Origin of the sequence: Streptomyces sp. NPDC001933 (assembly GCF_042890955.1) — a bacterium.
Lineage (GTDB): Bacteria > Actinomycetota > Actinomycetes > Streptomycetales > Streptomycetaceae > Streptomyces.
The window spans coordinates 1-11772 of record NZ_JBIASS010000064.1; the positions used below are offsets into that span (position 1 = coordinate 1).

The window sequence follows — 11772 nt, forward strand, 5'->3', positions numbered from 1 at the left end:
CCCTCCTCCTCGAACCGGGCGCTGTCCACCGCTTCCGGCAGGGCCGGATCGACCGAAAGCACAATGTCGCCGCCGCGCGGATGGCGCGGCGACAGGGCCGGCCTGCGCCCCGTGACCTGCTCGATCTCGTCCGGAAGGGCGGCGAGTTGACCGCGCAGACGGTCGCGGTGCGCTCCGGCGAACACGATGCGGCTGTGCCGGCTCAGCTCGAAGAATCCGGTGCGGCCCTGCCACTTCTGGAGGGCGGGCACCACTGCGGGTTTCGCGTTGACCTGGTCGGGGGCGGCGCTGGCCGGTGTGGCGGGAGCGGCGAGGGCGAACAGACAGACCATCAGCGCGAGAAGGCACAACAGCTGTGTTGGACGCACTCTCATATGAAACTCCAAGCGTTCTCGACGGATTCGTTCCTGGAGGTTCGTGCGGGTGACGCGACGGGGAGCAGGTACCGTGCCGTGCCCCGGCCGAGGCCGGGACACGGCACAGCAGCGGTCACGGCCGGGTCGTCACCTTGTAGGTGGTCCTCGCGTCCACGACGGCCCCGCCGTTCTTTGCTGTGATGGTGAACTTGCTGATGCCGGGGGCAGTCGGGATTCCGGTGATGCCACCGGTGTCCTGGTTGAGGGTCAGGCCGCGCGGGAGGCGCCCGTCGGTGACCTCGTAGCGGATGGTCCGCGGAGTCGTCGAGGTCACCTTGAAGGCGTACAGCTTCCCGACCCGGGCGTCCGTCGGCTCCGCCGTGGCGAAGCCCGGCGTCGGGGCCCTGACCGGCTGCGGGTCACCGATCGGCTGACCGGACGTGTCCATCTCCCGCAGCGCCCACTCGGCGTCCGGCGTGACCTTTCTCCTGTCACCCCCAGCGCAGCCGGTTGCCCGTCGTATTGCGGGCGAGGAACAGCGTGAGGTACGCCTGACCGGCCATGGATCCGATGCGATGCTCACGGCCGTAGTACGTGTTCTCCGAGGACGCGCCGTACGTGCGACCGTTCGTGAAGCGAGACATGAGGGCCAACTGATCCTTGTTGTGCAGCCGTTCCCACTTGGCAGCGGCCGGGCCGATACCGGTGTCCTGGCCGGTGAGAGTGACCAGCAGGTCGAAATTGCCAAAATAGAAGGGGAAATGAGTTCCCCAGTCATTGCCCTCGGGGTAGTAGATCTCTGCCGAGTTCGCGCGGTAGATGGGGCTGGTGCCACCGTCCGGGAGCGGGAATGGCTTGTCCACCAGGGCTGCGTACGTCCGGTTGATGTTGTGCAGCGCGGCGCGTGGTGCGGCCTGGTTCGCCAGGCCGAACACGAAGCCCTGGTAGAGGCTCTGATCGAAGGCCACCATGTACAGCGGATGCAGGAGTCCGTGGTTCTGCAAAGTGCCGTCGTCGGCGATGTTCGTGCCCTGCAGCCAGCTCGATAGCTGGATGCCGTTGATCGTCTCGTCGCTGGTGAGATCTGCAGGGCAAGCTGCTGCGGCCAGTAGAAGCTCGATGTTGCGGCGCGTCCAGCGGGCGGCGTTGGGGTGATCCGGCATCATCACCGCTGCCAGGGAGAGCGCAGCCGCGCTCCAGCTGTCCTCTTCGGCCTTGCTGTCGCCGCGCGAGACGACGACGCCGTCGCGACGGGTCATGTAAAGCTGGGTGCCGCTGGTGCCGACGAGGTAGATGTCGTTTCCCGTGGTCAGCCGGTCGGCTTCCCAGGCCAGCATGCCAGCCAGGTGATCCCGATCGGTTGCGTCGAGGGCATCCCACAGCAGCCACCCGGCCAACGCGGCGTAGTACGCCCACAGCGCGGACTGCCAGCTGCCGCCCCATCGGGTAGCGGTGTCGGTACTGTTCGCCCGGTGCCGGGCTGCGAGCGTGCGGATCAGGTTCCGAGTTCGGACGGTGGCGTAGGCGAGGGACAGCGTCCGCTCGTCGTAGGTACGGGTGGTCAGCGCAGTGGCGGTCGCCACGGCGGCCATGGCGGGCAGGCGAATGGCCCGCTCGTCGGTGCCCTTGAGATCGATGTATCCGTCCGCGAGATACCTCGTGTACGTCCCTGCGTACCAGGGTCCGATCAGGTAGCGGGAACTCCCGGCAAGGATTGCCTTCACCCGCTTCCCAGCGGCGTCCGCCCCCGGATACGTCCCCAGGTTTTGCCAATTGATGGGTCTGACCACATTCCCTACAGCACGGGCGCCTTCGGGCCCCGCAAAGACGGCAGCGGCCCCGATCGCGCCGGCGGCGCCCAGGAAGCCGCGGCGGGACAGTAGGGGAAATGAAGACATACGGATACTCCTGCCTCAGAGGCTCAGGACGGGTCTCCAGCTCGGCCGATCCTGGCAGTGCCATTCACACGGCGCAAGGGTCTACACCACTGGTGTGCGCCGGAGATCCGTCGACAGGAACGGGCCAGGGAGTCGAGGATCTCCTCGGCGGTTCTGGTCCAGATGAACGGCTCAGGGTCATGACTTCGGTGGCTGCCCTCGGCGCGAACGCCGGCTTCGAGGGCCCGTTCTTGTGTGCGCGGCGACGGATCATCCGGTTGGCCAGGAAGCTGAACGACGGATCTTCTGGTTGATCCAGAGAGGCCGGTCAGGGTGAAGTGCAGCTGCATCCGCGGGTATTAGCTCGAACGCGGCGAACAGGGTGGTCACGCCGGTGCGGAAGTAGCCGTGGGCGCGGCGTTCGGGTATGCCGGGCATCCAATGAGTCCTCTGAGCCCCGCTGAGCTTTTTGCTCCTGTGGCCAGGGTGTTCGGTCTCCTTCGACAGCTTCTACGAGGCTGTCAGGCCATGGTGATGGACCATGTGATCCAGCCCGGCGCGCGTCTTGGTATCGAATCCCTCTCGCGCACGCTCCGGGTGTCTGCCTCCCCGGTGCGTGAGGCTCTCGCCCGCCTTGAGGTCGACGGCCTGGTCGTCAAGCGATCGCTCGCCGGCTACCGCGCGACCGAACTGCTGACCGGGGGCGGGGTCGAGGAACTCTTCGAGATGCGGTTGCTCGGGCTGTGAGCGGTGGCCCTGGCCACCGGGCGCATCGAGGGGGCCAGGCTCGACCGGTAATGAAGCACTCGGGGGCGGCCACGACATCAGCGATGGTGGCACGGGACGGTGGTCCCGGCGCTGGCCGCGGTACAACCCGCGGGGCCGTGACGCCTGTGCGGGAGAGTCGACGCGCGCGGGGTCGTGGCCACCCGTGTCACTGCCGTCGCCGGCGCCGATTGGTCCAACGATGGTCACCGCAAGAGCAAATGGTCCGACTAATTTGATTGCTTCATCGAAGCTATCGGGGGACATGCGACTGAGGAGCAGTTGAGTCGGAAGTATTGATCGGATGTCTCTTCGGTCCTACCGTGTTCGCGCACCGAGGCAATGCACTCCACCCCGATCCGGAGGAGCAGGACGCATGTCCAAGAAACCCATCGGCCAACCAGCCACACGCCGGCGCGTGTGGCGGCCTGTGATCGCTTCGCTCTGCATGTTCGCGGCGCTCGGCGGCAACGCCGTCGCGGCCGCACCCCCTGAGGCGCCGCCCGTGACGGCGGCGGCACCGAATCCGGTCGTCGGGATCAGCGGCTCCGACACGCAGGCGCAGATCCTTGAGAAGGCGGCGTCCGTCACGCCGTCGGCGAGGCAGTTGGCGTGGCAGCGGGAGGAGCTGACCGGCCGGGCCGTTCTTCAACGCGGGTAGACGCCGTAGCCATTCATCTGGGGCAGGTGCAGCAGATTGCTGAAGACGGTCGTGCACTCGACGAGCGAGCCGCCATGACGCCCAACTTTCCCTGCAGTCATTGCCTCCCCGCTACGAGGGATGATCACGAGTGCCTGGACCGCGCAATGGTCCAGACATCCCCGTACTTGGTGGAGCACCGACAGGACTCCGTCGATGCCGTTCGCCGAATCAAAGACGACGGACACTTTCCGGCACGCACAGACCCTCGACGGCGGACTCGTCATCGCCTATGGTCTACACCACCTAATCGGGTATGGCTCTCAACCTCCCCCGAAGGGGAGCTGCAGCGTGCATGAAGGGATACCCAGCTCACAGGTGCAGTTGGCTCGTGCTGGCCATGTGGCAGGCCGACGAGTTCGGCGAACAGAGCGCGCAGCTGGCGACCGAAATTGAACAGGTACGTGCGGATGCGGACCATCACTTGACGGTTCACCAGCGTCTGGGTTCCATCGCAAGTCACCGCTTCACGTCCCGCAATGCTGGCCCAGCGAGCACGTTATGGCGGGAGAGCCTTCATTTATCGTCCTTGAAGTTTTCATCGGCGAGCAAAGATCCATCGCAAAAGCCCGCAAATATGGGCGCAGAGAGCAGAGCCCAAGAGAGGATCTGACATGCAAATTACGACAGGACGCAAAGTATGGTCGGGAATACTGCTGGCTCTCTTCTTGATACTGTCGATGCTTCCGGCGAAGGTGGCATCTGCCGAAGAGCGCGAAACGAATAGTCGTTCCAAGTCGATACTGAGCAAGAGAGCCGAGTGTAAATACTCTCTGTATCCAAGGGTGCACAATTGTGTAGTTGGGCACCGGGCGATGAAACTAGCGAGAAAACGCGCGATCAATCTCGTGCTCGAAGAAGGCGTCGGCGACAATACCGCAGCCAAGACCCAAAGAATCTTTGAGGAACGAGGTTTCATCGTCACGAAGGATCAGCAGGACGCGTCAACTGGTGATGTCGACGTGCTGATCGGGATCGACAACAACAAGGGTGCCGATCACGAATACCTGGACGGAAAATTTGCCCCTGAAATTTCCGTGAAAAGAGATGACGGCTATGCGCTCAAGATCTCTGCATCGGATAGAGTAATCGCCATCATGGGCGCTGACAACAGCGGCGCGTTCTATGCCGTCACTACGCTTGATGAGATCCTGGAGCAGACGGGCGGTGTTCTCAAGGACACGTTGATCGAAGATTATTCAGACGTAAAATTTCGCGGCTTCATTGAGGGCTTTTACGGCAAGCCATGGTCACATGAGAACCGCAAGGATTTGATGTCGTTCGGCGGCGACTTCAAGATGAATTCATATCTGTATGGACCCAAGGATGACCCGTATCACGCGTCGCGTTGGAGGGAGCCGTACCCCCCTGAGAAGCTCGCCGAGCTGAAAGAGTTGGTAGACAAGGGGCTGGAAACTAACGTTGAATTCGTCTGGGCCGCGCACGTCGGTGGCAAGATCGATCTTGGCTCTAATGCCGACATTCAGGCACTCAAGAACAAGTTCGATCAGATGTACGGAATCGGCGTCAGGCAATTCGCCATCTTCTTTGATGACTCCGCAACGAACAACGATCAACTCGTGAATTTTATCACGCGGATAGATAGTGAGTACATCAAGCCCAAGGGCGATGTCAAGCCGATCATCTTCTGCCCGCAGTATTACCGAAAGGACAGCGGCAGTCAGGCAACGATCAACTACCTGAGGAGCATCAGCAGGTTCCCGAAAGACGTAGAGATCATGTGGACGGGCGACAACGTCGTTTCGCCGGTCAACCAGAGCGTCATTGACTGGGTCACCCAATATATCGACAGGCCGGTCTATGTGTGGTGGAATTACCCGGTAAATGATCTTGGGCGTGCGAGCTATGTACATATGGGGCCGTCTAAGGGGCTCTTCCCGGGCGTGAAGAATATCTCGGGTTTTGTCTCGAATCCGATGAATCAGGCGCAGGCATCCAAGGTGTCGCTTTTCAGCGTCGCGGATTATACATGGAATACGGGGGAATATGATGCGGAGCTGAGCTGGCAACATTCGTTTGACCATGTCATTCGGGATGACGCCAAGGTGGCGCGCGCATTGCGCATCTTTTCGGCGAATGCATCAAGTGGCCTGAACCCGTTCAATGCAGGTGAATCCAGCTACCTGCTGCCCCAGATGAATATCTTTAAGCAGCATTTTGCGGCCGGCGAAGACATTGCCAAGTCGGGAGCGGCCCTGGCTCGATCATTCAAGGATATCAGCAGTGCCGTAGACACACTCAAGGAATACCAAGGCACGAACGGCATCTCGGGGGAGCTCGGGCCTTGGCTGGAAAAGATGAAGAAGATTGCACAGGCGAGCCGAAGTGCTGTGCAAGGAATCCTGAAGGTGGATGAGATATCTGCGAATGATCCGGATTCCATCAAGGTGGTCATGAACTTGATTTCTGAGCGCAGGGCAGAGCTTAAGGCGGCAATTTCGTCCTCGGCAAAGGTCGTGGCACAGAAGGAGATTGTTCCATTCGCCGAGGAGATTCTCTCCCTGCTGGAAATGCAGCTCATGAGAACACTCTCCTTGCCGTCCAAGATCCACGGTTTCGGCAGCACGACCCTCGACTACGCGAGGATGCTGGACGGTGATACGGCGACGGCGGCCGTCTCGGGCGCGGTGGTTTCGCGTGGCTCGTACTTCGGTGTGAATCTGGGCAGGAAGACGCATATCAGCAACGTACGCATCGTGATGGACGACATGAATTACTATAAAAAGGGTGTGCTCGAAGCGTCAGTCGACAACAGTGACTGGACAAAGGTTGCGGAATTCGAAGCGAGCACGGTCTCTGTGCAGGAACTTGACCTTGACGCACAATTCTTGCGCTATCGGGCCACTGAAGAGTTCACCGACGGGAACACCGGATCTCCGAATCGTGCCCTATCCGTCAAAGATTTTCAGGTTAACGTGGAAGAATCCGCAAAGGTCTATACCAGTGTATCCTCGCTGCAGAATGAGGCGCTTACGTTCGAAGGACCTTCTGCGGCACTGCGGGACGTTACTGAGGTCACACTGGAACCCGGGGACTATTTTGGATTCCAATTTGGCAAGTTGAAGAATGTGCACTCTCTGAAAATTGACGATGGCCTCAAGTTTCTGACCGCCGAGTTTTCGACAGACGGGAGGAGTTGGAGCGCGATTTCTTGGTCGGATCCACGCATCAATGTGGCTAAGTACATTCGGGTGAGGAATGCGTCTCAGGAGGCAAGGAGCTTTGCGATTGCGGAGCTTTCCGTGTCATTCGGTGGTTCAGCATCCATGTCGGCAGCGGCTTATAATGCCAGTGTTTATTCGGGGAATGCAAGTAATATCGTAGACGGTGATCCGTCCACGTATCTCTGGCTGAGGGGGTCGGGTGGAAATCGGCATTTTGTATTCGATCTGGGAGTCGAAATTCCGATTCATGACATGTTCATCAAGTCCGACAAAGATATATTGTCCTCCGGTAGGGTCGAATTGAGTTCGGACGGAGTCATTTGGGGTGACCCGATTGCCTTTGCCAATGCCGGTAGCGATAACGTTGTGAACGTTGGTGGCAAATTGGCCCGCTATGTGAAGCTCACCGACGGCGTGCAGGGTAATTGGCTCAAGATCAACGAGGTCAAGGTTAATTCGACCGTAAAGGAGGACGCCTCGGTTATCTCGGCCGATCTTCACGGCCTGGAGAAGTTGATCGACCTCGATCTCTTCAGCTACGTAGATGTCGGCGACACGTCGGGGGAGTTGACTTACAGCAACGTCAATGCCCCGGATGAAACCAATCTGATCCTGCTGAAGAACGAGGGATCGGAAGTTAAATTGAAGGTCAAGAAGTTTACGCAGAACGGCGCAGCGGGAACCGGGGATCCGGAGTGGATCGACGCCGGAACATTTGTCGACGCGTATCAGAACATTGATCTGCGCAAGTATGCCCCGATCGCCGAATTCAAACTGGAATGGGGAGCTGGCTCCAAGCTCCGGCTAAACGAGCTTCATGTCGGGAGCAGCGGCCAGTGAACCTTTTCTGACCTGGCCATAGCAGAAACGAGTTGGACGCTCCCGCGAAAGGACGAAGCTCCTGGTAGACGGTGTCACGACCAAGACCACCGTGCTGCCAGGAGCCTCGCGTGCTTGTGCGCCCGTCGGTGATCGACCTGTCCAGCCGTATCCTGCGGTTCCTGGCCGGGCAACTCACCTCCCGTCGGCAGAAGATCGGTACGCGGTGGCGCCGACTGACACCAGGGTGGCAGGAACTGCTCGCCGGAGATCATGTCGGTGGCACGGCCACGGTCGGCCGGTCCGAATAGCGGGCAGCCTATGCCTGTGTTCTTTTGAACTGGCAGGCCTGTTACCGAAGTTGGTCAATGTGCTGGTGGTCTCGGTCTAGGTCTAGGTCTCTGATGCTGTCGTGGCTGTCCGCGCCCGCACGAGGTCCGGTGTTCCTACAGGATGTACGGGATGCGGTCAGCTCAGCGCGTGGTGCCACAGCCCCTATGTACCACGCCTCGCCGACGTCTCTCCCGGGGGCCAGCCTGTGCGTATCGACTTGTTCGTGCGCCGCATGTACTGCGAAAACGCGACCTGCCTAATACTCCGGCTGTAGATCGTGATCTTCATGCTTCAGCGGCTTGCCGCTGGTAGTGGCTGGCTTGGGATCGGGCCTGGTGTCGGCGTCGCCAGTCGGACCAACTGAGCCGGTGGGTGGCGTCGTGCGTGGGCCGGATGACGAGGGTGATGAACAGGCGCTGGATCTCGTTGCAGGTGAGGGGTATCAGGCCTTGCGGTATCGGTTGCCGGTCGTGCTCGTCGGCTCGGACGACAGCGAGGAAGGCGTGGGCAAGCATGGCGAGGGTGACCCATCGGGACCAGGACGCGTAGCGGCGGACCTGGTGCTCGTCCAGGGCGGCCAGGCCCTTGCCGGACTGGAAGAACTCCTCCACCCGCCACCTCGATCCAGCCACTCGTACCAGTTCAGTCAGCGGCACTGGTGTGGGCGAATAGCAACGGTAGTAGGCGAGTTCGCCGCTGCTACGGTTCCGTCGGATCAGCAGCTGCCGACTCCCGGGCCGGGGGTCGGCGAGGTCGATGACGGCCCAGTCGTAATAGCGGTGGCCCTTCGCTCCGGCTCCGGCCGAAAGCTTCTGCCAGCCGCGTTTGGGTACTTTCTTGGCCAGGGTGTCGGCGCGGAACTTCCGTGCCGCGGTGGCGACTTCGTGTGAGCAGGCCACCGCGAGAACGTAGCCGGTGCCGCATTCCTCCAGCGCGGTGTGCAGTTTCGGGTTGCCGCCGTAGACCTCGTCGCCCGCCACCCACGCAGCAGGGTGGCCGGCGGCCAGGAACCGGGCGACCATGCGCGCGGCCAGTTCCGGCTTGGTGGCGAAAGTGGTGTCTTACCCGAGCCCGGCGGCACGACAGCGGTCGGGCTCGGAGGTCCAGGAACGTGGGACGTACAACTCCCGGTCAACCGCGGCGTGCCCGCGCCGACCGGCGCAGACCAGGTAGACGGCAACCTGGGCATTCTCGATCCTGCCAGCGGTGCCGGTGTACTGGCGCTGGACGCCGACGGTGCCGGTGCCCTTCTTCATGTCGCCGGTCTCGTCGACCACCAGCACCGCCCGCTCGTCGTGCAGATGTTCCACCACATAGCCCCGCACGTCGTCACGGACCGCGTCGGCATCCCATTTGGCCCGGCTGAGCAGGTGGTGCATGGCATCCGGAGTGGACTCCCCGACCCACTCGGCGATCGTCCAGCAGTTCTTGCGCGGGAGGTCCGATAGGAGTCCGAGCACCAACCGCTTAACTCGCCGCCGGGGTTCCACGCGCGCGAAACGACCCGCGATCCGGTTCATCAGGCCCTCGAATGCGTCCTGCCATCGGGCCAGGTCTACGCTGTGACCTGCGGCCACCGCTTGATCGTTCGTTGTCTTCACAAACCACGATGATCACCGGTGGCCGCAACCATCTCGTTCTCGGTTCGCATGGCGGGGCCGCGCGGCGACGGACGGGATGCTAGGCCATCCAGCAGTACAGGCCGTGCCCCCGCAACTCGGCGGAGCGGGCCAGGTCCGCCAGATCACTCAGGAGATCCCCCACCATCTCCGAGTCGAACGCTTCACCCTCGGCGGCCCGTTCCTGGATCCACAGCTCGCCGACTCTGGCAAGGCGATCCGCCGAAGCACCGGCGAGCGCTCCTTGAAGCGCAGCCGAGATGACAAACAGAAGCGGGCCGCCTTCTTCTCCCGGATCAGCAATCGTATGCGGCTCGTCGGATGCGACGAGCGCCTCGAAACTCTGCCCGGTGAGCAGGCTCTCCCACTCGATCACCGCCTCGGAGGCATCGAAGTTACCGCAGCTCAATGAGCCGAAGACTCCGTCCGGCCCGCTATCCACGATGCTTGCCGCCGAGGTGTCGTCAGGGGCGATGAAGTACTTGATGATGATGCTCACCCGTGCATGGTGTCTGCTCAGACCGCCTCGGGACAGCCCCCGCACGATCCCAGGAAACCCAGCCGTAAGCCATCGTGATCACGATCTACAGCCGGAGTACTAACCTTGATCTTTCGCGAGGGTCCGCCGACGGAGTCGGTGGGCCCTTTCGCTTTCCGAAGGTGAGAGTGGGCAGGTCGACGGCCCGGCTGTCGCGTCGGCTGGGCGCCGGGTTCCACTGCCCGGGGCGGGTGATGTTGTCGTCGGGAGGGTGGACGCTGCTGGTCAGCCGGGGTTTGGCAGGAGCGCGAGCCGTTCGAGTGCGGCGGTGATTTCGCCGGTCCAGGGCCAGTGCTGGGCGAGGCGGAGGACCCAGCGGCGGCCGGTGGTCACGAGCTGCCCGGCTGCGGTGAACAGGCGGCGGGGCTCCCAGAGCCTGGCCTTGCCGGTCAGGGCAAGCATCGGCATCCAGGCCAGCAGGGCGAGAGCGATCTGCACGATCTCCAGCCAGATCCGGTTCTGGGCCGGGCGGTGCAGGGGCAGGTTGCGCAGGCTGTTGGCCCGGGCGGCGCGGTTGCGGTCCTCGGCCGGGGCCCGCAGCGGGTAACGGAGTTCAAGCCCGGCGATCGGCCGGTCAGGGGTGTTGGTCGCGAAGCGGGTGATCCGCATGCCTCGGCGTCCGTGATCCTCAACTGCGCTCCAGGGTGGGGCCGTTCCTTTCGGACGATCAGTCGCATGCCCTTTGGCCAGCCGTCCAGGAGCTTGCCGGTGAGCTCGGCGACCCAGGCCCCGTCCCGGGCCTCACCGTCGGTCTCGGCGGCCGGGGTCCAGGCTGAGGCGGGGACCTTCAGCACGTGTTCGTGGATCGTTTCGGTGATCACCATTCCGACCGAGTAAGAGAGCCATCGGGCTCGATTCGTAAGCCAGGACACGAAGTCGTGGGTGCCGCTGGCGGAGCCCGTGCGGATCAGCGTCTGCCGCCCCTGCCGGTAGCGCTCGGGCACTTGAGCCAGGGCAAGTTGGGCGGTGGTGATGTGGTCGGCTGCTGTGTTGGAGCCCGCGTTTCCCGGCCGGAGGAGGGCTGCGACGGGCTCGCCGGTCCCGCCTGGTCCGTGGTCGACGAAGGCCGTCAACGGGTGATGGCCGCAGGTCTTCTTCCAGGTCGCGGCCGCGTCCTCCTTGTCAGAGTGGGCGATCACGAGGACGCCGTCGATATCGATGACGACTTGTCCGTTGGTGTCCGGGGCGTTCTTGCCGGCCAACGACCAGGCGCGATGGCGGGCTTCGGACCGTGCGGGCCGGATGGTCTGCAGGGCTTTCTCGCCGGAGGCGGCGAGGGTATCGAGCGGCGGGAGCTGGTCGGGTCGGATGCGACGACCGGGCCGAAGACGGCCGGCTCACACCGCAGCGTTGCGACGTCCGCGAGGCAGTCCCCGGGTGCAACCGCCAGGGCGACGTCCAGGAGAGCCTTGCCGGGATCGTGGACGGCCCGCGGCTTTCGCCATGGAGCCAGAGCTGCCGATATGGCCTGGTCAAAACCGGTCTTGGGCCCTCACCCCTGATCTTGGACACTCGAGATAGTGGATCTTGAGGATCTGAGAGATGGACGTGTCGTGGTCATGAAGCACTACTCCGCCGAG

The 11772-nt window shown here is 62.5% G+C and carries 7 protein-coding genes and 3 pseudogenes; 4 read left to right on the forward strand and 6 right to left on the reverse strand.

Annotated features, from left to right (window positions below):
- From ACFYY7_RS44060 to ACFYY7_RS44070, 3 genes and pseudogenes are all read right to left on the reverse strand, one after another.
- A pseudogene (locus ACFYY7_RS44060) lies at positions 1-374 on the reverse strand (hypothetical protein); the annotation flags it as partial.
- Positions 375-489: 115 nt separating this feature from the next.
- Positions 490-804, reverse strand: a complete 315-nt coding sequence (locus ACFYY7_RS44065) for an Ig domain-containing protein (protein WP_388671691.1) — start codon at positions 802-804, stop codon at positions 490-492.
- A gap of 43 nt (positions 805-847) precedes the next feature.
- Positions 848-2254, reverse strand: a complete 1407-nt coding sequence (locus ACFYY7_RS44070) for a twin-arginine translocation signal domain-containing protein (protein WP_388671694.1) — start codon at positions 2252-2254, stop codon at positions 848-850.
- Positions 2255-2761: 507 nt separating this feature from the next.
- On the opposite strand from ACFYY7_RS44070, the gene ACFYY7_RS44075 reads away from it, so the two are divergent.
- The 4 genes from ACFYY7_RS44075 (at position 2762) to ACFYY7_RS44090 (ending at position 8013) form a co-directional block, all read left to right on the forward strand.
- On the forward strand, positions 2762-2980 hold the full coding sequence (locus ACFYY7_RS44075) for a GntR family transcriptional regulator (RefSeq protein ID WP_388671697.1): 219 nt from the start codon (positions 2762-2764) through the stop codon (positions 2978-2980).
- 394 nt (positions 2981-3374) lie between these two features.
- Entirely contained in the window at positions 3375-3659 is a 285-nt protein-coding gene (locus tag ACFYY7_RS44080) for a hypothetical protein (protein ID WP_388671700.1), read from the forward strand.
- 653 nt (positions 3660-4312) lie between these two features.
- Positions 4313-7723 carry a beta-N-acetylglucosaminidase domain-containing protein gene (locus ACFYY7_RS44085; protein WP_388671703.1) on the forward strand — a complete coding sequence of 1137 codons (3411 nt, stop codon included), beginning with the start codon at positions 4313-4315 and terminating at the stop codon, positions 7721-7723.
- 110 nt (positions 7724-7833) lie between these two features.
- Positions 7834-8013, forward strand: a complete 180-nt coding sequence (locus tag ACFYY7_RS44090; protein ID WP_388671706.1) for a hypothetical protein — start codon at positions 7834-7836, stop codon at positions 8011-8013.
- A 306-nt stretch (positions 8014-8319) separates the two neighbouring features.
- Here ACFYY7_RS44090 and ACFYY7_RS44095 read toward each other — a convergent pair.
- The 3 genes and pseudogenes from ACFYY7_RS44095 to ACFYY7_RS44105 form a co-directional block, all read right to left on the reverse strand.
- A pseudogene (locus ACFYY7_RS44095) lies at positions 8320-9555 on the reverse strand (IS701 family transposase).
- Positions 9556-9715: 160 nt separating this feature from the next.
- A complete protein-coding gene (locus tag ACFYY7_RS44100) occupies positions 9716-10153 on the reverse strand; it encodes a hypothetical protein (RefSeq protein WP_388671709.1) in 438 nt (145 codons plus the stop codon).
- Between the two features lie 264 nt (positions 10154-10417).
- Positions 10418-11678: pseudogene (locus ACFYY7_RS44105) on the reverse strand (IS1380 family transposase); the annotation flags it as partial.
- Between the last annotated feature and the right edge of the window lie 94 nt (positions 11679-11772).

What these genes read in the sequence shown, in the direction of transcription:
- ACFYY7_RS44065 (WP_388671691.1), bottom strand. Translation starts at nt 804, where the DNA reads ATGGACACGTCCGGTCAGCCGATCGGTGACCCGCAGCCGGTCAGGGCC.
- ACFYY7_RS44070 (WP_388671694.1), bottom strand. Translation starts at nt 2,254, where the DNA reads ATGTCTTCATTTCCCCTACTGTCCCGCCGCGGCTTCCTGGGCGCCGCC.
- ACFYY7_RS44075 (WP_388671697.1), top strand. Translation starts at nt 2,762, where the DNA reads ATGGTGATGGACCATGTGATCCAGCCCGGCGCGCGTCTTGGTATCGAA.
- ACFYY7_RS44080 (WP_388671700.1), top strand. Translation starts at nt 3,375, where the DNA reads ATGTCCAAGAAACCCATCGGCCAACCAGCCACACGCCGGCGCGTGTGG.
- ACFYY7_RS44085 (WP_388671703.1), top strand. Translation starts at nt 4,313, where the DNA reads ATGCAAATTACGACAGGACGCAAAGTATGGTCGGGAATACTGCTGGCT.